A 26,806-nucleotide genomic window follows, 5' to 3' on the forward strand; every position below is an offset into this window, starting at 1 on the left:
GGGCAGAGGTGCAGAGGTGCAGAGGGGCAGAGGAGAAAAATTTACTGTAATACCAAGCGTGAAAAATGATTGCGACAGATGGAAAACTGAAACATTTATCCAATGGATGTTTCACAATCCAAAATCTAAAACTTGTACTGAGCGAACTTGTACTGAGCGAAGTCGAAGTAGTCGAAGTATCTAAAATCCAAAATGGTATAACTTCTCCCCTGCTCCCCTACTCCCCTGCTCCCTTGCTCCCCTGCTCCCCTGCCTTAACTGGCAGCCCTGGCTTGAGTTCCGACTCAACGGGTGGCAGTATAACTTGTTCGCCGGGATGCAAACCAGAGGTTACTTCTACATTCATTAACCCCTCCAATCCCAGATTAATGGTGCGTTTTTGAGCATGATTTTGGCTATCCAGAACCCATACAAACGGGCGTGGTTGCGATCGCACAATTGCCTCTGTCTTCAAAACTACTACGTTCTGCCGTCGCTGCAACACAACCTCGACATTTACCCTGCTACCAGGGAGCAGTGTGCGAGTCGGGCTATCAAGCTCAACCGTTGCGGGTACTGTTGGTTGCTCTGATTGTTTTGAACTGCTACCGTCTTGTTTTTGGGCTTCAGGGCTAAGTGCTTGAGGATACAAGCTTTTTACGCGTCCAGAGAATCTCTTTGCGTTCGGCCCAATCGCATTAATACGGGCAAGTTGGTTGACGCGAACTTGAGCAGCGTTGAGGGTAGAAAGCTGGAGTTTCACTAAAACTTTTCTGGGGTCGCCCAAAGTGAGCAGATTGGTACGCAACTCGACCCCATCACCGTTTTCTACATTCACACCCAAAACTACGCCATTCAATGGTGCAGTTACAATATTATCCTGGAGTTGCTGCTGAATAAGTTGGCGCTCCAATTGCAAAGTCTGAATTTTAAGAGCGGTTGTACGTGCCTCTGCTTGATTATCTCGCAGGCTAGCGCGAGCAACGCGTACAGTATCTTCCTGCGTTTTGGCTTGTTCTTGGGCAATAGCTCCCTCTCGCACCAAGGGAGCAAGCCTCTGGAGTTGTTTTTCTTCGGCTGTTAGTCGTTCTTGGGCTTCAATAATTTTCTCGCGACTACGTGCTAAGTTGAGTTGCTCTTGTTGAATTTGTAATTGTTGATTGGTAAGAGCAATTTTTCGCTCAGGGTAGCGCAGGGTCAGCAGCACTTGACCAAGTTTTACCCTCTCACCAGGTTTTACCATGACTCGTTCGATTGCACCTTCTTTTGGGGACTTCAAGATTCGCTGTTCTCGTAACTCAACAGTACCGCTCTCATTGATTGTGGTTTCAACATTACCTCGCTCCACGGTTAACAAGCGTACTGCTACTGGTTCAGGAGGTTGATTTAGAGCGAAGAAGTAGGTTAGCCAACCGCCAGCACCGGCTAAAGCTAAAACTCCTGACCAAGCTAGCCATCGACTTGGGATATTAAATTTATCTTTTTCATATTTCCAGTTCATGACAACTCGAACCAGTGAGTTTGCAGTTAATTACAAGCAATGTCTACGACCAGAGATCAAACACGACGAGGCGACTGTTGTCCAAAACGCGGCGGAAATTTGAACTGAGATAATTTCGCAAACCAGAGTAATAATCAAGCCACCAGAAAGCGGGCCAGGCGATGACTATGAAACTTGCTCCTGCTTGACGCATTCGTTCCAGTTCTCGGATGGCGATTTCATCATTCAGTGGCGCTCCCCAGTATTGACCGTCCTGTTCTAAAAAGGGCAGAGCATCGTATTGCGGCAGAATCTCGCAGCCCCATTGATTTTCATCGACCAAAATCAAACGCTTGCCAATGGGAATCACAGATGCAATTTCCTGCATTGCAATTTGTAGGCGTTCTGACCAACTCAAATTAAGTTCAGGTATCAATTCAGATGTGAACTGACTGCGGCGCATACTTATATGCAACAGGCGCTCTGCTAGCCACTGACGATAAGATGCATCCTCTGCACGCGGCGACTTTAACAAATAAGCGATCGCATCAGTACGTTCTGCCATCACACCAAGTGGGCCTGTTCCTCCAAGACTGAAATTAATTTGGGAATCTTGTTCAAGATGATATCGGACTTGGGCTAATTGTTTAGCAATAAAGAAGAGATCGAATTGCGCCGCCATACGTAAGTATAAGTTCAAATCAAGCATATACTTGGAGTGCGGTGCGTCGATGCCCCCAACCATTGCCAGGGCATTAGCGCGAAACACGATCGCTGAACATAGCAAAATCCATTTCCGCCCATCAGCAATTTGGTGGATGAACTCTAGACCATCAATTGACCCTTCTGGAAAGTTATCTGAAAGCTCTTTGCCTGTCACATGCACTGGAACACCATTAGTGTCGATAATTTCAGCTTGCGCAACCGAAAAACCAGCATCTGGATGGTTGTCTAATGCTAAAACAGATTCATGGATGAAATTGGGCAGCAGAATGTCATCGTCCGACAAGATAGCTACATAGGGACTAGAATTTACCTCAATAGCTCGCTGCCAATTGCGAAACATTCCAATATTCGTTTCGTTGCGTATATAAGTGATGCGCGAATCCGCAAATGAACATACAACTGCCTCTGTATCATCGCTAGAAGCATTATCTAAGACAAGAACTTGAAAATCTGGATAGTCTTGTGCCAATGCGCTCTGCAAGCTAGTTTTTAATAACTCCGAGCGATTGTAAGTTGGAATTACAATGCTAACTTTAGTTTTAAGTGCCATGTGTTTAAAATTACCGCCTTTTCAACTAAAAATGTTTAAATAAAATTAAACAGACATACGTAAATCAAAGACAACCAAGCGCTCATTATCTAAAACACAGCGAAACTTAGTACGCAAATAGCAAGCGAACTCAGCATAATGGTCAAACCACCAGAAAGCTGGCCATCCAAACACTATGAAACTTGCTCCTTCACGGTGCAGTCGTTCAAATTCCTTAATAGCAATGGCATCATCTTTTGGTGATCCCCAATACATCCCATCTTTTTCCAGAAAGGGAATTGATTGGCACTTGTCCAGAAGCTGACCAGATCCCCATTCGTTCATGTCAACTAAAATGTACCCTTGCCCCATTGGAATTAAGGGAGTTAGTTCCTGCTCCAACCTGCCCAGACGTTGGATAAACTCATACTCAGAACCTTTCCAGCGCTCAAAAGCATCTTCGATTTGAATGTCGTGCTTGTGCAAAGACTCGCGCAAGGCTTTTATATGATCGTGATATTGGCTAAGTTGCCAACTATAAGTAAGCTTGCTACTGCCATTATGACCATGAATCCGATACAGGGCTTGGTACTCAGCAATGCGCTTGATGCTACCGAAAAAAGGAGACAAAAAAGTTAAGTACGCATCAGCGTTAAGAGAGTAGTAAATATCGGGTAGGGGAAAAATTTTCTCTAAATAACTGCGTGACCAGGCATTGCCGCTCGTGGGTGAGAAAACATAGCTTTCAATGCTACCTTGAAGAAGCACATCGCGCAAATCTCCTTCTGGTAGAGGTTGATCGGGAATTAATTTTCCCAACAGTTTACCATCAGCATCTATAGCGGATAAAGGCCAGTGTACCTGTACTATATTCGGATAGCGCAGCAGTTCAACGGCTCTGGCGATCGCATCAGGCAGCAAAACATCATCTGCATCTAAAAAACAGACAACCTCACCACGGCTTGCGGCAAAACCAACGTTGAATGCAGAACCCTGTCCGCCATTTTCTTTTAGCAGAGGGATAATCTCTTCCCCATAATTGGCAATGATTTGCTGTGAGTCGTCTGTTGAACCATCATCAACCACAATCACTTCTAAAGGCTGATAGTTTTGATTGAGAGCGCTATCAATTGCCTCCTTCAGAAAACGTTCATAGTTGTAGTTGGTGATGATAATACTGGCTAGAGGCTTGTTCATGAGCGTAGGTCAAATACAATCAGATGGTCATTTTGTAATACACAGGGAAACTTTTGCCGTAAATATTCATGAAATCCGGTGTAGTATTCCAGCCACCAAAAAGTGTGCCACAAGAAAACGATCGCACTAGCACCAGTTTGGTATAGGCGATCGAATTCTCGAATAGCTGTGTCGTCATCTACTGGACGCCCCCAATACCACCCATCGCGTTCAGTAAAGGGGATTGTTTGAAAACCTTTAATGATTTCGTTACCGTTCAGGCGGTCTTCATCGACCAAGATAAAAGATTCCTGTGGCGATATCAGAGTTTTGAGTTCCTCTCTTACCTCGTACAGATGACCAATGTGATTCCGCTCTATGGCAAAACTTAAGTCTCCGTACAGTGAAACCAAGTTCCATTTTTCTTGAATACGCTCGAGGCTCTTGGCGGATTGTTCAAGATCCCATCTCATGAAAAAATAATCGAGGTCTTCTGGATGAGGAGGATAAGGGTGCCAGAAATGAACAACAGATTTCGGCTCAAAGACAACTGGAATTTTGGCATTATATAAAGCCAAACTAGAATCGAAATGATCTAGAAAAATAACATCTTCATCGAAAGGAGAAACTCGATCAAAAACACTTCGACGGTAGAGCCGACAGTGAGCTTCTCCAGCTAACTGTATCATCCGGCGATGAGTTCCGCGATCGAGTTGCTGCTCGCTCGTGGCTGGCAGGACTTCCCATTTAACGCCGTTAGCTGTTGGTACTGACCGAACCTCACCCTGGTTTGGGTCCCAATGAACGTTTGTCGCTCCTAAAGGCCCCTCAATAATTCGGGGCACAGCTACATCAGCTGGTTGTTCTTCGCAGGCGGCGATCAGATGGGATAACCAACCTTCCTCAACAAGAACATCATTCTCAACGAAGCACAAAAAATCATCCTTAGCTTCCTGAATTACTAAGTTTCTTAACTGGTTGGGCTGCAAATAACAATCTTTGTAAATGACTTTGACATTACTGCGACCTTCTAATACCTGTTCCATCTGCTGCCAATACACTTTCGGAGTATTGCAGTCTACTACGATCAGGTTAAACGGGATGTGGGTGTAGTTGAAAATTCGCTGTAAAGATTCAACTGCTAAGGTGAATTGTTCGCGAGGAAAGAATCCGATAGTTACTGTTGACATAATATATCTCCTATACTCAATGACAGTTAATTCATTGCCGCCTCTAGCAGAGACGAAAGAACTTTATCTGAGTCAAAATATTCCTCTGCTAACCTGCGTGCTGCATACTTGTGTCGCTCATAGTCAGCGTTGATGGCTTCTACACCTTTGACTACCTCCTGTTGGTCGCAAAAAGTTAAAATCCCTTCTTTGATGGGTAGCCAATCGCTCAAACCTGTATCTTGTACTAGAATTGGCTTACCGGAAGCCAGATAACAAACGCTGCGATCGCTAAACCAGCCACCTTTGGTAGCAACATAACCCTGTTTTGCGACTCCAAACTCAGCGCGGGATGCTTGGACAAATTTCTGGTAAGACTCTGGGGTAAAGGAGGCAATCCATCCGGGAATCACCTCCCAGCCATACTGTGATAGTTCATCGGGAAAGCCACCGCTTAAGGCAATCCGAAATTGCTGTTTGGTGAGTTGCGGTATATCTATAAATTTTAAGAACTCTTTATCCTTATTGCCGTAGGTGACTCCTTCGTAGACCACCTCTCGATAACTGTGCCACTGCATAATCGAACTGAAGTGGGTGGTATGATTGTCTTCAGTTACTGGCCAGTAAGGCAGTGCTACTGGAGGTAATGTCTTTTGCCAATGCCTACCGTTTGTGGGGATAAGACAGTCTTCAGCACCAATGCGTTGCCCAATCGTGAAGAGGCGATCGCAACGTTCAATTGTCTCTACTAATTCCGAATTACCGTTAGCAATATTAATCTGCGTAAAACCGGGATCGGCATCAATATAGATGCGGCGCTGCGGCCATCCATACTCATCTCTCCAAACAGAAAGTGGAGAGCCACGAACAATCATTAAATCAGCCTGAGAGCAGATGTCTTTAAACTCGTCAATCTCCATCCCAACTGAATGCTCATCAGTTCGGTAAATCCACTTGTTCTTAAAACCAAGCGGTTCTAGGCAGTTTTTAATATAATTTGTTGGATAGTCTAACTCCGTCGTGATTTGCTCGGTTTCCCAATTGTAAACCCACGACTCTGACCCACATTCTTCCAAGTAGAAAATATCATGTCCAAGGGCACGTAGACCCAGGAGGTATTGCAGGTCAGACCAAGCGTTGCCTCCTATGGGAAACCGACCAATAGCACTAGCAAAAATAATAATCATCTTATTTGAAATTTGTTATATGTTTTGATTAGATGTATTAGCTGATGATTTATTCCTTCATAGGCAGTCAGACTTGAAATTGAGATAGATGCGTGCTTAAAACTGTCTCCAGTAGTCGAGGTAGCACCACTTTGTAACTAAAGAATTGCTCGGCTAATTCTTTTGCTGCCTGACAGTGAGCCTGATAATTTGTATTGACGCGCTCGATACAGCCTACAGCTTCCTGCAAGCATGAAAATACCAGCACACCTTGCCCTGTAGGCAGCCAATCGCTAAATCCGGTATCTTGTAAAATGACGGGACGACCAGCAGCGAGATAGCAGACGCTGCGATCGCTAAACCAACCGCTACGAGTTTTTACATAAGCTTGTTTGGCAACGCTAAATTCTCCACGGGAGCTAGTCAGGTAAGTTATGTAGGTTGACAGACTAGCGCTAATTTCCTTACCATCTCGAACTAACCAACCTGCTGCCTTTAAAGATTTCATAACCTCTGCTATTTCTGCATCCTTGCCAGCAAGAGCGAGTTCGAGTTTCTGCCAACAGTGGCTAGGGAGTTCCAGCAAGCGCATGAATTCCCGATCTTTCTGCCCATAATCCTCACCTTTATAAGTCACGCCTCCATAAGCATTCCAATTGGCAATTGTCGTGAATGGGAAATCTGCGCGTTTTTCGCCACTATCTTCGGGAATAAGTATCGAATTCCATATCTCTGGTACAACAGGCGGTACAGTGGGGAGCCATTTAATTCCATCACTTGGTACGCCGCAATTTGGTTGTCCAATATTAACGCCATAACTAAAGTAAGCGTGATAATCGTTACGACCCTCAGCGGCGAACGTCCCAATCTGGGTAAAGAATGGGTCCATGTCGATTAATACTCGATGTTTGCATAAAAGAAATTCAGATAACCAGCAAACTCCACCGATATTTAATAGCAGATCCGCCGTCTTGAGCATCTGCTTTATTTCTTGCCAATCTGCACCGTAGACATCTCCTGTATCCCGATTTACATAGCAGAGTGTGGCATTCACGCCATAACTGTATATGAGCGTTTGGACTGCGTGAAGTCCAAAGCTTGGGTCATCAGTGTAATTGTGGGCAATAGGGTTATAGCAAGACCCAGACCAACCACTTTCCTCCAGGTATAAGACTTCATGTCCCAAATGATGTAACCCTAAAACATAATGAAAGTAGGCTAAGAGATTGCCAGCAACAGGATGTCGAATCATATATCCGCAAACAACAATGCGTGCCATACTTATAACCCCGCTCGTTCCATGAGACTGCCAATCACTTTCTCTGCGGCAAAGTACTCCGAAGCAATTTCACGAGCTGCCCGACAATTGCCTTCGTAGTCGCTTTCGATCGCCTCCACTGCCGCGAGAATATCTTCCATAGTGTTGAATGCAAATAATCCTTTCCCCGTGGGTAAGAACTTGCTAAACCCTGTTTCTTGGGCGATCGCAGGACGGCCTGCTGCCAGATAGCAGACAGAGCGATCGCTGAACCAGCCAGTGCGAGGACGAACATACTGATCCTTTGTCACAGTAAACTCGCCTAGAGAGGCACAAATATAGTTACGATAGGCGATCGGATCGGATAATGCCCTAGCATAAACAATCCGCCAACCGCGATTAATCATTTCAGCTTGCTCTTGAGGATTAATACCTTCAAGAGCAAGCTCAAGCGGTAGCAAAGATTTTGCTGGAAGGTCTATGAAACACCGGAATTCTCGGTCTTTGCGCCAGTAATACTTCTCCCCCTGCCAAACGATATCATTGTCCCAATGCTCCCAGTTTGAGATAGTTGTGAGAGCCGAGTCCAAAATTGGTGGACTATCGGTAAACCACCAATCGAGGCAAACTGGCGGTCGCGTCGGATGCCACTGGTATCGCTCGATGGGTACAAGACAGTCGGGCGCTCCCAGATTCTCGCCATAGGTGAATAAGTAATTGTAAGCATCAAGTTGCTCAATCTTTTGAGCGTCATTCTCGGCTACTTTTATCTGATCGACCATCGGATCGGTTTGTAAATATATAAGACAGGCGATATCGTCGTGTTCACTACGTATAGGATGGTATCCACATAGATTGATGACTGCATCCGCTTCCTTGTATAATTTTGCCAATCCCATTAAGTCACGTGCTCCCAGGGTTGCATCTCGCACTCCTGGAGGACGGAAAATCCAGCGATCGCCCAAACCGATACTATCCATGTATTGGGCAAGATAGCGCACATTTGCTGAATATTCTGATGTATGCCAGCAGAAGGTAATCGGATCTAATAGTTCGCTGTCAGTATCCTCGACGTACCATACATCGAAACCTAATCGCCGCAAGCCTGCTAGATAGTGGAGCACTTGCCAAGTCATGCCCCCAAATGGGAAGGATGCTAGCATCCCCCAGACGACGACTATTCCCCGAGTAGCAGGCGGATAGTCAAAAGAAAGGATCATTTAGTTTACTCCATCCATCATTGAAATTTAAGAGCATAGTTGAGGATGCCATTCAAAGTTTGTTTAGCTTGAAAATATGTTTCAGCAATTTCCCTTGCTGCTCGACAGTGCTTTTCATAATTAGTATTTATTGTCTCTAAGGCATCAGCTGCTTCACTAAGCGTCGAGAACCGGAACATCCCCTCGCCATTAGGTAGGAAGGAACTCGGCCCAGTGTCTTGAACAACAACAGGTTTCCCGCTTGCTAAATAGCAGAGCGTGCGATCGCTAATCCAGGCATTTTGAAACTTCATACATGAAGGTTTCGCGCAACTAAACTCTCCTCGCGACATTTGGATGTAAGATTGATACCTATCTGGACTGCTAGCCATTTTGTAGGCATGACGCACCCGCCAACCATAGCTCTCCAGCACTTCTCGATCCTCTGCGTCTCCTTTATAATCAGTAACATCATGCGGTACGGTATTGTTGGCTTGCCAGCTTTGCTCTTTTCTGCTTCGATCGTCTTCCACGTCTCCCTCACCCAGGCACAGCGCCAGCTCAAGCACTTGGTCGGTTAAGCGCGGCAGTTCCACAAATTGCATGAAGGAAACTCGCTTGTTGTTCTCGTAGCAGATATCCTGCCCGTCTGTAATCCATTCCCCTTTGCCACCATTGCCCCACCAACCGGAGACAGTCGTAAATGCTTCGCTGTTGGGATTGTATACGTATGGCCACAATTCCAGACATACTGGTGGTCGAATTCGCATCCAAGTCAAACCACAATCCGAAAACTTAGCGCTAGGTGTGCCGACAGTTTCACCAGTACTAAAGTAATAATCGTGTGGGGGTACAACGAGCTGTCCAACTGTTATCCAAAATTGTAATAAACCTGGATCGATATCTATTAAAGCAGTCCGTCGAAAACATGAAAGCAAAGCTGGATGAATACCGTAGTAAAAATTTAGTAAAAGGTCTGCTTGCCGAAAGATTGCCTGTGCCTTTGATGACCAAACTCCGATGTATTCATACTCGCTGCCACGATCGGATATCGCGTTCTGGTCTGAATAAAGGATGACCTTTCCACTAAGTCCATAGCGTTCCATACGTTGATAAAACGTAGAAAGCATAAGTTTATCCTGCTCTCGATCGCCGCTACTGTGGAAACGCTCTAGCCAATACACCTCACATCCCAACTGGCGCAGCCCCTGTACATATTGCATATAAACCCAGAAATGACCCCCTCCTTCTGGAAAGGTCACGACGTTTGAAGGGGAAATGACAACGACAGACATAATACTTCCCTCCCAACTAAGCTGATAGGTTTGCTAGCAAATTGGCGAGTTCTCGAAAGCCTATAAGTTGGATCTGGAGTTCTGTGAGCTTGCTTCTGATGATTGGGCTGCAAAGCGTTTGTAATTCCGTTTCTCGCTCGATCGCATAGGTTGATGAAAACTCTGGATCGACGTAACCTGGATGGCAGCTCAATTCCGTAAACCCTTCCTGAACTTCGGTTTCTAGCATTTGGACTAAATTTTCGACGCTAATCTGCTCCAGGTGCGTCTCTCCATCCCATTGCCCATAAAAGCTGGGGAAATAACGAACCGGAGAGTGTTCTCTTAGTGGCAATCGATATTGCTGCGCCAAATTAAGGAAGTGGGGCAGTAATTGAGGAGAGCGGTGGATGTTATGATGCGAGTCAAGATGAGTCGGTAGATGCCCTATTAGCTCTTGAAAGCGTTTCAATTGGCGATTTAGTTCAGCACGGCATCGATCCAAAGTCGTGAGATCGAGTGCTAATTCTCCATCCTCGGTTGTGATATTTACATGCAAACCAACGCTCAGTTCGGGTAGTTTACGGCTTAAGATAGCTGCTTCCTCACTCGCTGGCATATTCACCATTAAGCTCGTGCTAGTTAGGACTCCGTTACAGTGGGCTTCAACAATGCCACTGTTAATTCCTTGACTAGCACCAAAATCATCTCCATTAACAATGCAATACTTCATGGATCGAACTCTTTAAACAAAAATCTTGCTAGTTTTTAACCGCCTGTTTGCGAATTCACGATCGCAGATCGCATGGTTGAGTTGAGCCGAAGTGTAATTTATACAGCTTCTTGTAATAGCCACTTACCGCTAGTAACTCCTCGTGAGTTCCCATCTCTACTACTTTCCCCCGATCCAAAACTACGATTCGGTCGGCTCGTTGAATTGTCGAGAGGCGATGGGCAATGATAAACGTAGTCCGTCCTACCATCAGTCGCTCTAAAGCTTCTAGCAGCAGAAACTCGGTTTGAGCATCTAGGGCAGAGGTGGGTTCATCCAGAATTAGCACTGGAGCATCCTTGAGTAGGGCACGGGCGATCGCTAATCGTTGCTTCTCGCCTCCTGAAAGTGTGGCTCCGCGCTCGCCAATTACTGTGTCATAACCTTGAGGTAATCGTTGAATAAAGCTGTCAGCATTGGCAACTTGAGCGGCTTTGACGATCGCTTCGCGGCTAGCATTAAAGCAGCCATAGGCAATGTTCTCAGCAATAGTTATCGGCAGTAAAAACGGCTCTTGCAGTACCAGGGCAATCTGCTCGCGCAGGCTTTTCAGTTGTACGCTTTGGACATCCACTCCATCAAAGAGGACTCGTCCCTGCCAAGGATCGAAAAACCGGAGAATCAGGGAGACTAGGGTAGTTTTGCCAGCACCCGTTGCGCCTACGAGGGCGATCGTTTCTCCCGGTTGCGCTTCTAGGGTAATTTCTTGAAGGACGGGATAGTTCGGTTCGTAACCGAAGGTGACTTTCTCTAAACATACGTGTCCGCGTCCTCCTACTGGACGAACTGGCAATGGTCTAACATCAGGAGCATCCTGCACCCCATCTTGAGTATCCAAAACCTCTAACACTCTCCTAGCACTAGCAGCTGCACTAGCAAAACTAGAGGACATATAAGCCAGAGTCGCCATCGGCACGTACAAGGAGGCGAGATAAGAGAGGAAGACTAGTAAAGAACCAATTGAGAGTGACCCATCTAAAACCTGGAAGCCACCGTAAGCCATGATTGCTGCTGTTCCAACTGCGGTTACACCTCCCACCCCAACTTTGAATTGCATTTGGGCAAGGATAGAGCGTACATAAGCTTGCAGGGCTTTTTGAGACAGGTAGCGAAAGCGCTCATCTTCGTGTGCTTCACGTCCGAATGCTTGAATAATCGGTATTGCTGTCAAGGTTTGCTCGCTGAGTGCAACGATCTCACCTTCAAATTGTTGATACTGATAGGTTCGTTCAGTCATGGGCTGGTTAAAGACCCAAATTAGTAAGATTATTAAAGGAGCAATTATCAGCGAGAGCAGTGAAAGCAGTTGATTAATTTGCCACATCACGCCGAACATTGCGACCAAATTCACCAGAGAAGTAAGCACGGGCAGAAAAACCCCCATTGCCAAATTCTGAATACAGATGCTGTCGGTCATCACCCGCCTGACCAGATCGCCAGCGCGCTGTTGATTGTGGAATCTCAAAGAAAGATGCTGTAAGCGATCGAATAGTGCTGCTCCCAAGTCATAAACCATCTGGCTGCCAACACCAGCTCCAACATATTCCTGTATCAGTCGAACTCCCTCACTGGATAAAAATAAAACGATTGTGGCAGCTGCTAACCAAGCGAGTAACTGCATATCGGATTGACTACCAGACAAGGTTTTGAACCAAAGAACGCTATTTGGTAGCGATTGGTTGTTCAAGACGCAATCAACGATCAACTTCAAAGGCCAGGGCTTGAGTACATTTAGCCCCACATTAATCAGCATTAGCAGCATGACAAAAATGAGTCCGCGCCAACGAACCAGGGCGTAACGTGCCAATCGCAGCCACCACAGTTTCATAGAACGACCTCCTGCGGCGGTTTGGGAAACTGCAAGGAGTGCAAACGATGATAGAAACCATTGATAGCCAGCAACTCCTGGTGCGTTCCCATCTCCACAACCTTTCCCTGTTCCAGAACTACAATCCGATCTGCTCGTTGAATCGTGGAAAGTCGATGGGCAATGATAAACGTAGTCCGGCCTTCAATCAGGCGATCTAAAGCTTCTAGGAGTAAATTTTCAGTCTGGGCATCCAGGGCAGAAGTGGGTTCATCGAGAATCAGTACAGGTGCATCCTTGAGCAGGGCGCGGGCGATCGCTATTCGCTGTCTTTGTCCTCCAGAGAGGAGTGCCCCTCTTTCACCGATCGGGGTATCATACGCTTGGGGCAACTGTTGGATGAAGTCGTCCGCCTTAGCCGCTTTGGCTGCTGCGACAATCTTTGCTAAACTTGCTTCTGGACACCCGTAGGCAATGTTCTCTGCCACCGAGAGCGGCAGTAAAAACGGCTCTTGCAGCATCAGAGCAATTTGCTCGCGCAAGCTTTTCAGTTGTACATCTCGGACATCCACCCCATCAAAGAGGACTCGTCCCTGCCAAGGGTCAAAAAAGCGGGGAATCAGGGAAACCAGTGTACTCTTACCAGCACCTGTCGCGCCGACGAGGGCGATCGTTTCTCCCGGTCGCGCTTCTAGGGTAATTTCTTTGAGGACGGGGTAGTTAGGTTCATAACCAAAGGTGACTTTCTCTAAACATACGTGCCCGCGTTCTCTAAGTGGACGAACTGGCAATGGTCTGGCATTAGGAGCATCCTGCACCCCATCTTGAGCATCCAAAACTTCTAAAACTCTATCTATATTGGCATCTACAGACTTCAGGCTCCCGTAGATGCCAAATAGACCCTTAAATGCTCCTTGTATAGATTGTAGGTATGCTAAAAAGACAAGCAAGCTACCGATACTCATAGCCCCCAATAATACCTGCTGCCCGCCCACATACAGAACGATCGCAGTACCAATCGTTGTCACAGTACCATTGGCTACACCGTAAACACTTTTGAGCAGAGTTTCGCGTTGTGAGAGAACAACTGCGTCTGCCGCTAAATGCTCAAACTGCCGGGTATTGTAACTCTCTCTACCAAATGCCTGAATCATCGGGATTGCTGTTACCGTTTGGTGGACAAAACTAGTGAGGCGGGATTGGGCTTCACGGTTAAGTTTTGTCCGGCGTTTGAGTCGGGAACCAAAAACAAGGGCTGAACCGCCCATTATTGGAGCCACGAAAAGCGAAAGTAGTGTTAGTAAAGGACTTAGATTCCAGGCGACGAGGCTAATAGTTGCTAGCGTCAGCAAGTATTGCACAGGTGAAATCAGCAAAGCACCGCTTAAGGTATAAACGCAATAGGTATCTCCGGCTAGACGGCTGAGGGAATCACCCACAGTCCGTTGGTTATGGAACAGCAGTGAAAGGCGTTGCAAACGATAGAACAGTCTTTGGGCCAGTTCGTAGACCATACCTTGTCCGGCAGCGCTCCAGGCCCAGCTAAGGCTAGTTTCTAGGGTAGCGTTTAAAGTATAAAGTCCAAGGCTACAAACTGCGGCGACAACAACCAGCAACGCTGGTGTGAGCGCCAAGTTAAAAGTCCCCAGGAATGAGCGAACCAACGGGGGGATGACTGCCTGACCGAGAGCATAATCTACCAAGATTTTCATTGGCCAAGGTTGAAGTGTGGCGGTGGCACAAGTGCCAGCCGTGAGACCGATGATTGCGATTAAGGTACGCCACTGGCGCAGCGGATATCGGAGCATCTGCCCGTATCGATGCATGATTAATTTGATCTCTTGCCTCACTTGCAGATTTACCTCTCGTCTGGCCATTTGCTTACTGGAGTACCAAGACGTTTGTCATGGCTGTAATATTACACTTTCTGCGACAGACTGGTTGTTGGTGGTTTGTATTGGCAGCAAGTAAACTCTTTTGGCAACAATCTCCAGTACTTGGTAAAGAATACGTCCCAACTGGAAGTTCTGATATAAGATGACACTGGCGTTCAGCGTACCTAGTGCAATTGTGAGTGTTGCTACTTCTGGCATTCCCAGAACGATCGCCACAATTGCGAACAGACAATAGCCAACCATCGCCATAATGGCTAACTGTGACATTCTCAAAGCACACCGCACCCGCAAAACTCTTTTGTTACCTCCATGATTTTCAGCACATACTTTCAGTTGAACTTTTGACCAAATCCCCTGATAAATCTCTAAATCCCAGTCGCTCCAGCCTCGATCCATCGCAATGAAATACTTGCAAGACACGAGTAAATCCATTACCTTTTGCAGCAGGTTCTCCTTTTCGATTCCTGCTTCTGTCCAATAGGACAACTCATAGGCGCGATCGCGCCAGGAAATATTTACTTTGTGCGCTGGCAAATCAAATTGAATTAAATCTGCTTGAGTTAATGTTTGAGTCACGTCGCTTCGCTCCGAATTCAAAATTCAAAATTCAAAATTAATGATCCCCATAAATAAATTTAGAGGCTTGTATCATGAGTCGTTTTCGGTCATTTTTTTAATGCTTCTATTTTTATTTACAGTTCATCAAACTTTATCGGCTCGGCTTTCTTAAGTTCTTTAATTCGCCATTTATAGCGCTCTATACTACGTACAATCGGCCCCAGGTAAATTAATAGCGCCACCAGTAACCGTGCCCTTCTTTTGAGAAAACGAGAGTCAATCCGCGCTTGTATAGCACCAGCTACACACCAGCTAAAAGAGATAAGGAACATTGCTGCACCCAACCACGGGCGATCGCCAGATAAAAGCGCAGACACAAATAGGATCAAAGCTGCGATATTCCACTCCAGTGTCAGGGGAAGGTAAGAAATCAGAGACGAGGAAGGCTCGTACAAGGTTTGAAACAGACCGCGACCAAACACCCCAGAGTAGATAATTGGTTGACCAATACGAAGAAATGCAGATAAATCTCCGTAGATTCTCCCCAACCAAGAAGGCTGTCCCAGAAGGTTAAAGCGGTAGGGATGCTGAAAATAAACGAGCGCTTCTGCCTTGCCATAACCTTGCTGCTGTTTGAGATAGGCTGCTACTGTATTACGGCGAAAATGCCATACGATTGCCGCTGGGCTAAAACCAATGGTGTAACCTCGATCTTGCAGTCGCCAGCAGATATCAACATCATCCCCGGCAGTACGAAATATCGGGTTGAAGCCGTTAATTTCTTGTAGAACCTGCCGACGAAAAGCCATGTTACAGCCAGCAATATGTTCCGCTACTTCATCACTCAAAAGTATGTGGGTAGGTACGCCAGGTGAGACAGCAACGCAGGCGGGAACAAGAGAGTCTTCCGGGGGAGATAAGTTTGGCCCGCCTACGGCAGCTAGACCAGAGGAGAGAAACTTGGCGACCAGATAGGTGAGCCAGTCTGGATCTGCCATACAATCAGAATCGGTATAGGCAACAATCTCGCCAGTTGCGGCGGTCATCCCAACGTTGCGGGCGACGCTTAATCCCTTATTTTCTTGGTTAATTAGGCGTACATAATCGTAACGCTGAGTAATTTGGAGAGTGCGATCGCTCGATCCATCATTAACTACAATGACTTCATAGTTGGGATAGTTGAGTTCTTTGAGAGAAGCTAGACAACTATCCATCGTGCGTTCAGCATTGTAAGCGCAGACAATCACTGAGACTTTAGGATATTCAGGTAGCGCTGGCGGCAGAGGCGCTGTGTAATACTGCTGAACTGTCTGGAAAGCTGGCTTTTTGAGCCGTTCGGCGTCAACTAGACCAAAAGCCCAATCTTGTATGGCATATCCGCCGGTAAACCATTCATCCGTCCAAGAAAATATGATTGTCCCGGCTGCTCCCATCTCAAAACTAGATGACAGTTTTTGAGAGAGAATTTCGGCTTGGGCTTGGGTTCCTTCACGCATCGAGTCAACGCCAAACTCACTCAGTACTAGAGGTTTATCCTCAGCTAGATTATGGAGTCGTGAGAGGTAGCGACGAAAATCTGTTTCCCGATGCAGGTAAACGTTAAAGCATGAAAAATCAGTAAAGTCAATATTTAAATACTCTGTAGAGGGGTAATTGGCATAGCTCACCAAACCTTCGGGATCGCTGTCTTTTGCTACCGCCATTAACTCTTTAATAAAAGCCCGAACTGGTTTTGCTCCATGCCATCGGACAATATCTGGAGGAATTTCATTGCCCACCAAATAGGCAAAAGTAGCGGGATGATTCCGGCAAACTTTAACTCCTTGAACAATGCAGTTACGGATTTCTGCTTTGACAGCAGAAGAGTTAAGGAAGGCAATATGCTGAGACCAAGGTATACCAATTAACAGTCTCAGACCAGAGATTGCAGCTAGATCCAACAGCCAATCAGGTGGAACAGTATAGGTACGCACACAGTTAGCTCCCATTTCTGCCATCATAGCGAAATCTTTTTCCACAACTGATTTTTCTGGAAAGGATTCACCGTGGCTACCAATGGAGAAAGGGCCGTAACTAACTCCTTTAAGATAAAACTTTTTATCCTTAATAAAGAAAAACTTACCTTTTACTGTGACTGCCTCGCCTTGTGCAAGTGGTTCAGCACAGAAGCCAGAAGGTGTTGAAGTCAAGTTTCGCAAATTACCCCCGACAATTCCCTGCAAATTTATTTCCTTGTTGCTGAAACACTACGTCAGTTGGCTCAAAAAAAGAAACACACATATACTTCGTTCAATGCATTGGCAGCATATTTGGCGTTAATACCACCACAATCGCCATTAATTAACAACCTTGTAATACTTAAGAGTGTGTCAGAAGTGGGTTTGCGATCGCGTTTACGAAAATGTATGAATTAACGTATATTTTCAGTCTAGTTTTGTATCCAGTTGGTCAATTAAACTCAGCAACACCAATTGCTGAGTCAGTTCAAAATTTACAGTTGAATATATATAGGAATCGGTTGGATTCGGAGAATTTACTTGCGTGGGCAGGGAACAGGAAATAGGGAACAGGGAACAGAAAATAAAGCTTTATAAGGTGTACTGAGTTTTTTCAGAAATCAAATATGAGTCATATAAATATAGGGTTTCATTTCAGCCAATGGAGAAAATGTTGCCAAAAATTTGATACTACATATACCCAACTGGAAATGAGTAGTTTTAAAACTTCTTACTACTATGGTTTATAAACTTGCTCTCTGCTTTAGCGGTAGGTAACAATAACGTTGCCAAAATACTCTCTGGTATGGTGGGAGTTACTTTACAAGCACTATTGAGGCAATCTACCAATAACTGGCTAGCAGTATAGTACTGTTTAAGTATTTCTTTCTGCTCCTCGCTGAACTGCCATTGATGACCAATGTTGCGACACTGAACTATCGCCAACCTCAAATTATTAGCCCAAGTTTTACCGTTAGCATTCCACCATTCTTTTAACTTTTCTCTACCTTGAACTGGGGTTGGTAATTGTTCTTTGAGTTTTTGCAAAGAATGCTGTAACTCAGGGTGACAGACAATAATTCGGTCATTAGAAAGAGCAAAGCTTAAAGCCAAAACTCGATCTAAAGTCGGCTCGTTAGAGAGAGCAACGCTTAAGTGAAGGGCACAGTGAAGAGTTATATCTAGATCCAAATCAGGGGTAAGATTACTAGTAAGTCTGAGATCGATGCCAAGGGAAAAAGCCAAGTCATTAGTAAAGCTCAGATCGTCGAGAAGTTCTAGGGTTAGATAAAAGGCACGAATAGCTACTCTTTTATGAGTAGACTGAACTGAAAGAGACTTCTGATTAAGCCAGTTGAAGAAATTTTGTAATTGCCAATCGAAGGCGGCAAGCCGATCGATATGTTGCTTGATTAATTGCAACAGATAAGTCGGATTATCCAACATTCCAGCGGTTAGTAAAAAGATTTTGCGCCAACGTGGTTCAGTTAAATGGCTAACCAGATCGATTAATTTTTTTTCTAATATTTGAGGGTTAGGGCTAGTAACAAGATTTTTAGCTGTTAAATACTCCTGAAAAGCTATATGTGAAAACGAGTAAATTCCCTGCGCCTGCTCTATTAGTAATCCATGTGTCTCAAGCAGTTTCAGCACTGCTTCACTGTTGAGTTGCAGTATATCAGGCTCAGTTTGGGTTATGGGTAAGTTACAGAGGTAGTCCGTAATGTATTGCTCGATAATACTTTGTGTGAAAAAGTAATGACCTTGTTTAAAGGTAATAGCAGCAATTTGACTCAGCAGTTCCAGCTTTTGAGCTAAAGAAAAATGAAGATAAATTTCATCTCGTTTAATGTTCCTCACTTTATCCCAGCGATTGAGCAAAGTGTCCAATCCTTGCTTGTAAAATTCGACCTTTCTAATTGGAAAGTCCGAGCAAGCTTGAAACACACAACAAGCCAAATTAAGCAAAAGTGGTCTGACAGCTAGTTCTCGAATTTGTTGATTCTCTAATAACTGTAATTTTTGCACAAATCGACAAGCTAAAGCTTTTCCTTTGTCGATGGAATTCTTACTAACATTGACAAACCAATTTTGCACAAAAGCCTCAATTTGAGAACAATCAAAATCAGCAATTTCAACATCACTAAATTCCTCGAACTGATACTGTTGATAACCGATACGACATGTTAGAATCAACTTATTTTGGTAATAGTTTGCAGCAAAACTGCGAATTTTAGTGATGATTTTGGCGTTATCATCTTCTGAAATTTCATCTAAGCCATCCAGTAAAATTAATATTTTGCCACTAACTAGTAATGTTTGAATTTCTCGATCTGAAGCACCGCAATTGGCAAGCTCTTGACTAATATAGTTCAATAAACTATAATTTCCGCTTTCTCTAGCATTCTCAGCAAAGTTTTTCAAGCGAATAAAAATTGGTATCCGGTCTGATAGTAATTTGCCTTGATTGCATTGCATAGCAATATACTGTAAAAACGTAGTTTTACCAGATCCTGGTTTACCTAGTACCATGAGTTTGGGATAGGTGATAACTGCTTGGATTGCAGAAACTCGTTCTTGATAAAGTTGATTAAAAGCAAAACAGTCGAACTCTTCGGGAATGAAGTTTTGTAGGTCGAGAATATCTACCCATCTTCGACTTGTAATATGATTCAGAATATTGGTGTTGACATAAATTTCTTCTAGTTGAATTGGTCGATCGATATCTAACAACCTCGTAGTGCCACATTGGCATTTAATCTTATCACTTAGACGCGATCGCAACATTTGCACTAAGCTTTCGATATCTTGGCAGTTTTCTCTTTCCCATTCCTGCTGATTGGGTAGTTCAGCAATATCTTGCCAATCTAAACCGAGTCGAAAGCATATTTCCATAAAGTTCTGACGCTCAATCGGCTTGCCTGTAAAAAATTTCCAGATTGGTTGCCGAGTCTCAAGTCCTATCTCGCTAGCTAAATACTCTTGCGTCCATTCTCTAATTTTAAAAGCCTTTTTTGCTTTCTCAATACCTACAGTAGATGCTTTCAACGAACGTCGTGCCATAAAGCAGTTTTTTAATCTCCAGTTATTAACTTAAGGAAATATTTAATCAATTAATTAATTATTGATTCATAATTATGTCACTTTCATGTTTAAATTTTATCAATTTTTTTTGATATATCTAAATAAGTAAAATTGTAACTAACGTAATCAATGTAGTTTTACTGATATTTATTAATACGATCGGTTTAATTACTGAGTTTTAAAACTAACTAATTTTTTTCGGGGCTTCTTCCCTCTTATGGCTTATATTTTACCTTTATTTGGAAAAAAAAATGTTTTGATGATTCGTGATTTTAAATCCGATTTAAAACAATTTAATTAAAAGTAGGAAAGGTAGGAAAAGTAGGAAAAGTAGGATAGATATACAAATTCAAGCAAACTCATCTGATATAACTTATACGTTAAGTCATACATGCTTCTGAATGGGATCGCAAACAGATTTGTTGGATTCATCCCCTATTTAGAAAAACCTTGCTATTAGGTATCCCAAAAGACAGTTGCTATTTTCGCCAGTACTGAATGTAAACTTTCAGACTATTTTCAGATTGCGATCGCCTTGATAAAATTCTCAAAGGTTTTACCTTAAAAAGCTACGCCAAGGCCATCTTTAGCACCGCTATCTGCGAAACTTTATGCCAAAAGGGGGAAGCAAAAAGTCCAAAAACCTCCTTCATTTGCATCTCTGCGATCTTAATGATAAGTTTTTAAGCGGACATGGGATCAACTAGCTACGCCTACGCAGGTATATAAAAATTGTTTATGATACTACATTTTACTGCGTCTACCTTAAAAACCATAGTTTTTTGGAATTAGGGTAAAGTTCACAACCCAAGCCACAACCGAATAATACACTCTCCTTAAAAGACTTCAAGTTTCAAAATGGACGGGGTTTATAACTGGCATAGAGTAACTTTGTCTAGAAGTTGCACTATTACCAGGAGAAAACATAACCTGGCAAATAAAACCTCTTTTTGTCAATTATGAGCGAGAAATACTCAGATTTTAACTCTGGTGGCTTTTTTATAGATAATTATAGTGGGGAATTATCAGCTAAATCCATTTACAAATAAAAAGCCATGAAAGAAAAACCTAAACAAATGCGTATATGGGCGATGTTGTGTCATCTCTCGGCTTTGCTAGGGTGGATATTATTGTGTTTTTTGGTATTTCTTGGCATTCCTTTATATTTACCTTTAAATGTTTTGCCTCCATTCATAATTTGGCACTTGAAAAAATCTCAATATCCTTGGATTGATTTACAAGGTAAGGAATCATTAAATTTTCAAATCTCTTTAACTTTTTATACTTTTATTACAATCGCAATATCATTAATTTTAGTAGTAACTAGCTTGAGTCTAGCAGTGACTACTAATGGTTCAATTAATCAAATAAAAAATACTTTAGATAATTTATTAATTATACTTATATCATTAATTTTATTCAAACTGTTACTACAATCTTTTGTAGTGACTTTTGCTGCTGTTAAAGCTTACAATGGTGAGCATTATCGTTACCCCTTGACAATTAGAGTTTTACGATAAGCCTAGATGATAGTATACTAGATTCAAAAGAGCGATCGCTAGATGTTATCAACTCAATAGCAATCGCCAAACATGAGGAAAATATTGCCGATATTTGATGTAACTACATATTAGATGTAAATTATAAGTAAACAATAAGTTGCATAAATATGAGGATAAAAATTAGATGATTGGAGTTGCGATCGCCGGCACGGGATTTGGTCAAAAAGTCCATATACCTGGATTTCAAGCACATTCTCGCACTGAGATAGTTGCTGTTTATCACCGTGATATAAATAAAGCCAAAGCCATAGCAGAATCCCATAATATTCGTCACGCTTCCGACTCACTTGCAGATATTGTGGCATTACCAGAAGTGCAAGCTGTCAGCATTTCGACACCGCCTTTTTTGCACTATGAAATGGCAAAAACTGTACTGCAAGCTGGCAAACATTTATTACTAGAAAAACCGACAACTTTAAATGCATTTGAAGCGAAAGAACTTTATCAGTTAGCTAAAGCCAAAAGCGTTATTGCAACTGTAGACTTTGAATTTCGCTTTGTACCAGCATGGCAATTGTTTGCAGAATTATTGTCAGAAAACTATGTGGGTGAGTTACGCCTAATTAAAATTGATTGGTTAGGTTCTTCTCGTGCTGATGTTTCACGCCCCTGGAATTGGTATTCTGAGAAAGAGAAAGGAGGCGGTGCATTGGGATCTTTGGGTTCTCACGCCTTCGATTATATTCACTGGTTATTTGGGTCAGTGCGTAGATTAAACGCTCATTTAACTACTGCTATTCCTACACGAGTTGACCCGATTAGCGGTGAATCTAAAGCTGTGAATACAGATGACAATTGTATATTAACGCTGGAATTAGCCAATGGTACACCTTGCCAACTTTCTATCAGTGCGGTTGTTCATGCAGCAAGAACGCATTGGATAGAAGTATATGGCGATCGCGGTACATTAATCGTAGGCAGTGAAAATCAAAAAGATTATATACATGGTTTTCGTGTTTGGGGTTCCCAGCCAGGTAAATCTCTAACAGAAATAGAAATACCGAATCGGTTGATTTTTCCCAAAAATTATGCTGATGGCCGCATTTCAGCATTTATCCGCGTAGTAGACCAATGGGTGCAAGGAATTGACCGCAATCAGGAAATTACACCATCACTACGCGAAGGAATTTATTCTCAGCTGTTGATGGATTTATCTCATGAATCGCATCAAAAATCAAGTTGGGTAGATGTTCCAAGCTTGGAAAGATTTCTGAGTAACTAGAAAACAAATGAGCAAAACTCCCCGCATTCGTATCCCACCGGAAGTAAAAAAATACGTTTTACAACGCGACAAATACCAGTGTCAAAGCTGCGGTAAAACTACTATAGAAACTCACCTCAGCATCGACCATATCATTCCCCTCGCTCGTAGAGGTCAAAATGATATCAGCAATTTACAAACCCTCTGTTTAACCTGTAATCAGCACAAAACAGACAATATCGATCTCCGCTTCCGGCGATATTTTCAGCTTTAGGTTACGATGGTATGAGCTATTAGTTTCTCCTCATTTCTATGCCTCAAAATAAAAATAGCAATTCCCTAATATTTCTCAATATTAGAACTACCCTTTTTTACTTCTTCATTATCATAGCTATTTTTGTAGTAGCCTTTCCCTGGTTATATGAGATTAAAACGAAAGCTGGGATCGATATATCACCTGGACGCCATGCAGGAACATTTTTTGAGAAACATACACGCGGACTCTTCAAGTGTGAGTGGCTTTATCCTTACCATTGCGATCGCTCTCGCATTAGGTAAAGGAAGTTACAACGGAATTCTGAAGTATAGCAGGAGACAGGGAACAGGTGACAGAGGACAGGGTTGAAAGTCTCTTGGTGTCTAGGTTCTATATTCAGTTTATCTCCTAACCTACCTGGCGACCGCTATAAAACAGACTTTATTACCTGAAAAACCCAAGATTTTACCCCACCCTAACCCTCCCCTTATAAAGCAATACAGTTCAGTTAAGAAAAATTGTAGGTTGGGTGAAGCAAAGCGCAACCCAACAAAGCTATGAAAATGTTGGGTTTCGTTCCTCAACTCAACCTACACAACTTAAGTTTTTTGGCGCTAACTGAACTGTATTGCCTTATAAAGGGGAGCCACTGCGTTGGGCGGCTTCGCCGACTTGAAGCATGTGGCGTGAGGGAACTAGATTTATTTCTTATTTCCCCCCTTTATAAGGGGGGATTAAGGGGGGTAAAACGTATGTGGGACAAGCACTTTAGCTTAAATTGAGACTAATGCACCACTGTAGTGTCCCTACATCTATTTCAACTGATTTGAGATCGAGCTAACATCAACGGCCAATTTTTTACCCAACTTGAGCAACTGAAGACACTGATTATCTGGTTCATTACCAAGGCTAGTAATACACATCGGTGCTATATGACTTTGCAGACAACTAAAATAGAGTTCCTGCGATCGCTGTAGGGAAATATGAATATTTAGTTGATCCCCGACATCAATCAATCGTTCCAACAGTTGGATATCTGCATTAAAGGTATCATTGGCATCGTGCAACAGTTGCCAGAGCGATCGCGCAATTAACTGTTCTAACATTTGCTTACCGTCGGGAATATTCAGCCGACAACGCAAATGTTTTGCTTCAGTAGCGATCGCCTCCAATTCTAAGATGTGATTGCAACTCTTTTGGGGATCGGCAATCTCTTGCTCAAGCGATCGCAATGTCATCAGACAGCGATGTCCTAAAGCAATATCTGCCGCCACCTGCAATTCTTGCGGTACTGCAATTTCATCACGATGAAACGCCATCAGCACACCGTAATTATCACGGTAGGCTTGAGTATATAACTGTCCTAAACGTGCCAGTGTTTCCTGACTCAACAGCCCCATAATCCGGTGGCGTTCTTCAGCAAATAGATTTTGCAAGTTAAAAGCTTCTTTCCCAAATAGCTGTGTCATCGCCAAGATCGTATGAGCCGCACTAGCTTGTTTTAGCGCCCCAAACAGCTTTTCTTTTAATTTGCTGTAGTCACGCCGCCCAGTAAATTGTTGAATGCCACAGTGGAAATCCCAGCCTCCCAAATGTAAGACTGCAAATACCAAATGCTCACTTTCCCAAGTAATCTCTGATACCAGCTTTAAATTTCCCACAGCCAGAGTTAGCGATCCCATACGTTGCAGTTGGTAATCTAGCTCATTGGCAGCATAGCAATAAACCCGCTTTTGGTAACGCTGAGACTGTTTGTCAGCAGCATCTTTTCTCGGTAGAGAATTGTGCGTTTCTGCTGGTTTCTGATTGGTAAACAGGGAAGTAATGGCGTAATGGGCTGCAACTTGCTTAAAGCCAAGTTGGGCAGTTAACACTAATTGCCGATAAATTTCTGCACCGTGTTTGAACTGATCCACATTACTGGGGGCTAAACCTAGATGTTTGACGAAGCCTTTTTCCAGCTGCACGCCGGCCACTTCCCCTGCCAATTCCAAAGCACGGGCGGCATAGCGCAGAATTTGTGTCCCTTCTGGACGGGAAATTTCTTCAAAAAACCAGCCGCAACTAGTGAACATCAACAAAGCGTGACGCTGCATTTCTAACAAGCGCAAAGCGTCTACTTGTTCGGCTGCGGTTAGTTTGTGGGTTTGATGACGGGCGAGAAAACGGTTGACATTGGTAGCAGAGCGATCGCGTATTACTTGGATATATTCATCTCGCGCTAGCCAGGGATCGCGAAATAACTGTCTACCATGTTCTGTATACACTTCAGTTAGCCGATCCCGCAGCCAATTTAGGGCATCCCGCAGTGGACGACGCCATTTCTGATGCCAAACTGAGCCTTCCCCACCGCAACCACAGTCATCCTCCCATCTGCCGACACCGTGGGCGCAACTCCAGGCTGTGACTGACTTTAATTCCACTTCCCAACTGGGAGAATTTAAGCTCAGGTAGTGGGCGAAGTTCGTCACCGTCCAATTTTGTTGAGGAAACTCTTTGGTAAAGGCGTAGGCTAAAGTTTTCTCTGTTCCCTTTTTGTGATGTCCGAAAGTTTCCCCATCTGTCGCCACAGAAATTAGCTGTGCCAGACGATGATCCCCACGCACTGCCGAACCGATACGTCCGGTAAAGTGACTGGAATTATAAACTACATCACTAAAACCCATATCCCGCGATATCGGCCCATCGTAGAAGAAGATATCAATGTAGGGTAATTCTTCTGTACTACTATCGTTGGGGCTAGTAGCGAGCGCACTTAAAGGTGAAGATGAAGTGTCTAATGTGGGCTTCAAATAACAACGATAGGGACGGGTGGAATCAATCTGACTACCGCCGACTTCGATCCATTCAGGATGGGGACGATCTGGAGTCGGCAGGGGACGGCAACGCAGTGCTTGAGATGGTGCCAGGACAATGAAGCGAATACCCTCAGCCACAAGAGCTTCTAGGGTGGCGTAGTCTACAGCAGTTTCTGCTAGCCACATCCCTTCGGGATCGCGGCCAAAGCGGGAGCGGAAGTCTTCTTTACCCCAGCGAATTTGGGTATATTTGTCACGCTCGTTCGCCAGAGGCATGATGATGTGATTGTATACTTGCGCGATCGCATTACCGTGACCATGCAAGCGTTGGCTACTCTTGGCATCCGCCTCTAAAATCCGCTGATAAACTTCCACATCGTAGCGTTCTAGCCACGACATCAGCGTTGGGCCAATATTAAAACTGAAATACTCGTAATTATTGACGATCCCCACCACTTCACCTTGCTCATTTAAGACTCTGGCAAAGGCGTTTGGACGATAGCATTCCCAATGAATCCGCTCATTCCAATCATGGAAAGGTGCAGCGCTCGGTTGGCGTTCAATTGCGTCCAGATAAGGGTTTTCCCTTGGTGGCTGGTAAAAATGACCATGCACCGTCACATAAACACCATTAGCTTTTCTCAGGGGATCGGTTTCTTTGGTGTTATTGGGATCTGAATGTAATGTTAACGTTGAGCCAGAGCTAGCTGGCATTTCAGCAGCAGAAGTCATGTATATTTATCCAAAACAAAAAACTTGCATTTGCACCGAAAACATTGTGCATAAACTTTTCTCCAATAGTTTGAACACAAAATCCGGTATAAACAACAACTATGAAATCCAACTAAATTTTTGACAAAGCGGTTTCATTGTAGTGGGAAATCTGCGTTATCGCACAGCCCTTTCCTGAAGGCTTAAAA

Annotated in this window: 19 protein-coding genes; 4 read left to right on the forward strand and 15 right to left on the reverse strand. The window is 43.8% G+C overall.

The annotated features are described in order from the left end of the window. Positions 1–217 precede the first annotated feature (217 nt). The 14 genes from NSTCB13_RS27690 to NSTCB13_RS27755 form a co-directional block, all read right to left on the reverse strand. Positions 218–1,480, reverse strand: coding sequence for an efflux RND transporter periplasmic adaptor subunit (locus tag NSTCB13_RS27690; RefSeq protein WP_448274513.1), 1,263 nt, complete (start codon positions 1,478–1,480; stop codon positions 218–220). Positions 1,481–1,523: 43 nt separating this feature from the next. Further along, the gene (locus tag NSTCB13_RS27695) at positions 1,524–2,735 is read right to left on the reverse strand and encodes a glycosyltransferase family 2 protein (RefSeq protein ID WP_448274514.1); all 1,212 of its coding nucleotides are present in this window, start codon (positions 2,733–2,735) and stop codon (positions 1,524–1,526) included. Positions 2,736–2,780: 45 nt separating this feature from the next. After that, positions 2,781–3,911 carry a glycosyltransferase family 2 protein gene (locus NSTCB13_RS27700; protein ID WP_448274515.1) on the reverse strand — a complete coding sequence of 377 codons (1,131 nt, stop codon included), beginning with the start codon at positions 3,909–3,911 and terminating at the stop codon, positions 2,781–2,783. Beyond that, a complete protein-coding gene (locus NSTCB13_RS27705) occupies positions 3,908–5,080 on the reverse strand; it encodes a glycosyltransferase family 2 protein (protein ID WP_448274516.1) in 1,173 nt (390 codons plus the stop codon). Before NSTCB13_RS27705 ends, NSTCB13_RS27700 begins: the two co-directional genes overlap by 4 nt. Before the next feature lie 26 nt (positions 5,081–5,106). Further along, positions 5,107–6,246 (reverse strand): glycosyltransferase family protein, encoded by a 1,140-nt coding sequence (locus NSTCB13_RS27710; protein WP_448274517.1) that lies wholly within the window; start codon positions 6,244–6,246, stop codon positions 5,107–5,109. 67 nt (positions 6,247–6,313) lie between these two features. After that, positions 6,314–7,504 (reverse strand): hypothetical protein, encoded by a 1,191-nt coding sequence (locus NSTCB13_RS27715; RefSeq protein ID WP_448274518.1) that lies wholly within the window; start codon positions 7,502–7,504, stop codon positions 6,314–6,316. A gap of 2 nt (positions 7,505–7,506) precedes the next feature. Continuing rightward, positions 7,507–8,703 (reverse strand): hypothetical protein, encoded by a 1,197-nt coding sequence (locus NSTCB13_RS27720; RefSeq protein WP_448274519.1) that lies wholly within the window; start codon positions 8,701–8,703, stop codon positions 7,507–7,509. A 17-nt stretch (positions 8,704–8,720) separates the two neighbouring features. Next, the gene (locus NSTCB13_RS27725) at positions 8,721–9,977 is read right to left on the reverse strand and encodes a hypothetical protein (protein ID WP_448274520.1); all 1,257 of its coding nucleotides are present in this window, start codon (positions 9,975–9,977) and stop codon (positions 8,721–8,723) included. Positions 9,978–9,993: 16 nt separating this feature from the next. Further along, the gene (locus NSTCB13_RS27730) at positions 9,994–10,689 is read right to left on the reverse strand and encodes a carbohydrate deacetylase (RefSeq protein ID WP_445627136.1); all 696 of its coding nucleotides are present in this window, start codon (positions 10,687–10,689) and stop codon (positions 9,994–9,996) included. 55 nt (positions 10,690–10,744) lie between these two features. Continuing rightward, on the reverse strand, positions 10,745–12,556 hold the full coding sequence (locus tag NSTCB13_RS27735) for an ABC transporter ATP-binding protein (protein WP_448274521.1): 1,812 nt from the start codon (positions 12,554–12,556) through the stop codon (positions 10,745–10,747). Next, on the reverse strand, positions 12,553–14,361 hold the full coding sequence (locus tag NSTCB13_RS27740) for an ABC transporter ATP-binding protein (RefSeq protein ID WP_448274522.1): 1,809 nt from the start codon (positions 14,359–14,361) through the stop codon (positions 12,553–12,555). The genes NSTCB13_RS27735 and NSTCB13_RS27740 overlap by 4 nt, the downstream gene beginning before the upstream one ends. Before the next feature lie 78 nt (positions 14,362–14,439). After that, the gene (locus NSTCB13_RS27745; protein ID WP_445627133.1) at positions 14,440–15,006 is read right to left on the reverse strand and encodes a hypothetical protein; all 567 of its coding nucleotides are present in this window, start codon (positions 15,004–15,006) and stop codon (positions 14,440–14,442) included. A 116-nt stretch (positions 15,007–15,122) separates the two neighbouring features. Further along, complete coding sequence (locus NSTCB13_RS27750) at positions 15,123–17,177, reverse strand: glycosyltransferase (protein WP_448274523.1); 2,055 nt, start codon at positions 17,175–17,177, stop codon at positions 15,123–15,125. Between the two features lie 528 nt (positions 17,178–17,705). Further along, positions 17,706–20,048 (reverse strand): NACHT domain-containing protein, encoded by a 2,343-nt coding sequence (locus NSTCB13_RS27755; RefSeq protein ID WP_445627131.1) that lies wholly within the window; start codon positions 20,046–20,048, stop codon positions 17,706–17,708. Between the two features lie 1,076 nt (positions 20,049–21,124). Here NSTCB13_RS27755 and NSTCB13_RS27760 point away from each other — a divergent pair. The 4 genes from NSTCB13_RS27760 (at position 21,125) to NSTCB13_RS27775 (ending at position 23,390) form a co-directional block, all read left to right on the forward strand. Continuing rightward, positions 21,125–21,589, forward strand: a complete 465-nt coding sequence (locus NSTCB13_RS27760; protein WP_445627130.1) for a DUF4870 domain-containing protein — start codon at positions 21,125–21,127, stop codon at positions 21,587–21,589. A gap of 166 nt (positions 21,590–21,755) precedes the next feature. Further along, positions 21,756–22,853, forward strand: coding sequence for a Gfo/Idh/MocA family protein (locus NSTCB13_RS27765; RefSeq protein WP_448274524.1), 1,098 nt, complete (start codon positions 21,756–21,758; stop codon positions 22,851–22,853). 7 nt (positions 22,854–22,860) lie between these two features. Next, positions 22,861–23,106, forward strand: coding sequence for an HNH endonuclease (locus NSTCB13_RS27770; RefSeq protein ID WP_448274525.1), 246 nt, complete (start codon positions 22,861–22,863; stop codon positions 23,104–23,106). Between the two features lie 38 nt (positions 23,107–23,144). Then, on the forward strand, positions 23,145–23,390 hold the full coding sequence (locus tag NSTCB13_RS27775) for a hypothetical protein (protein ID WP_448274526.1): 246 nt from the start codon (positions 23,145–23,147) through the stop codon (positions 23,388–23,390). 510 nt (positions 23,391–23,900) lie between these two features. Here NSTCB13_RS27775 and NSTCB13_RS27780 read toward each other — a convergent pair. Continuing rightward, entirely contained in the window at positions 23,901–26,618 is a 2,718-nt protein-coding gene (locus NSTCB13_RS27780) for a DUF3536 domain-containing protein (protein WP_448274527.1), read from the reverse strand. Between the last annotated feature and the right edge of the window lie 188 nt (positions 26,619–26,806).

This window comes from Nostoc sp. DSM 114160 (assembly GCF_053470305.1).

What these genes read in the sequence shown, in the direction of transcription:
- NSTCB13_RS27690 (WP_448274513.1), bottom strand. Translation starts at nt 1,480, where the DNA reads ATGAACTGGAAATATGAAAAAGATAAATTTAATATCCCAAGTCGATGG.
- NSTCB13_RS27695 (WP_448274514.1), bottom strand. Translation starts at nt 2,735, where the DNA reads ATGGCACTTAAAACTAAAGTTAGCATTGTAATTCCAACTTACAATCGC.
- NSTCB13_RS27700 (WP_448274515.1), bottom strand. Translation starts at nt 3,911, where the DNA reads ATGAACAAGCCTCTAGCCAGTATTATCATCACCAACTACAACTATGAA.
- NSTCB13_RS27705 (WP_448274516.1), bottom strand. Translation starts at nt 5,080, where the DNA reads ATGTCAACAGTAACTATCGGATTCTTTCCTCGCGAACAATTCACCTTA.
- NSTCB13_RS27710 (WP_448274517.1), bottom strand. Translation starts at nt 6,246, where the DNA reads ATGATTATTATTTTTGCTAGTGCTATTGGTCGGTTTCCCATAGGAGGC.
- NSTCB13_RS27715 (WP_448274518.1), bottom strand. Translation starts at nt 7,504, where the DNA reads ATGGCACGCATTGTTGTTTGCGGATATATGATTCGACATCCTGTTGCT.
- NSTCB13_RS27720 (WP_448274519.1), bottom strand. Translation starts at nt 8,703, where the DNA reads ATGATCCTTTCTTTTGACTATCCGCCTGCTACTCGGGGAATAGTCGTC.
- NSTCB13_RS27725 (WP_448274520.1), bottom strand. Translation starts at nt 9,977, where the DNA reads ATGTCTGTCGTTGTCATTTCCCCTTCAAACGTCGTGACCTTTCCAGAA.
- NSTCB13_RS27730 (WP_445627136.1), bottom strand. Translation starts at nt 10,689, where the DNA reads ATGAAGTATTGCATTGTTAATGGAGATGATTTTGGTGCTAGTCAAGGA.
- NSTCB13_RS27735 (WP_448274521.1), bottom strand. Translation starts at nt 12,556, where the DNA reads ATGAAACTGTGGTGGCTGCGATTGGCACGTTACGCCCTGGTTCGTTGG.
- NSTCB13_RS27740 (WP_448274522.1), bottom strand. Translation starts at nt 14,361, where the DNA reads ATGCATCGATACGGGCAGATGCTCCGATATCCGCTGCGCCAGTGGCGT.
- NSTCB13_RS27755 (WP_445627131.1), bottom strand. Translation starts at nt 20,048, where the DNA reads ATGGCACGACGTTCGTTGAAAGCATCTACTGTAGGTATTGAGAAAGCA.
- NSTCB13_RS27760 (WP_445627130.1), top strand. Translation starts at nt 21,125, where the DNA reads ATGAAAGAAAAACCTAAACAAATGCGTATATGGGCGATGTTGTGTCAT.
- NSTCB13_RS27765 (WP_448274524.1), top strand. Translation starts at nt 21,756, where the DNA reads ATGATTGGAGTTGCGATCGCCGGCACGGGATTTGGTCAAAAAGTCCAT.
- NSTCB13_RS27770 (WP_448274525.1), top strand. Translation starts at nt 22,861, where the DNA reads ATGAGCAAAACTCCCCGCATTCGTATCCCACCGGAAGTAAAAAAATAC.
- NSTCB13_RS27775 (WP_448274526.1), top strand. Translation starts at nt 23,145, where the DNA reads ATGCCTCAAAATAAAAATAGCAATTCCCTAATATTTCTCAATATTAGA.
- NSTCB13_RS27780 (WP_448274527.1), bottom strand. Translation starts at nt 26,618, where the DNA reads ATGACTTCTGCTGCTGAAATGCCAGCTAGCTCTGGCTCAACGTTAACA.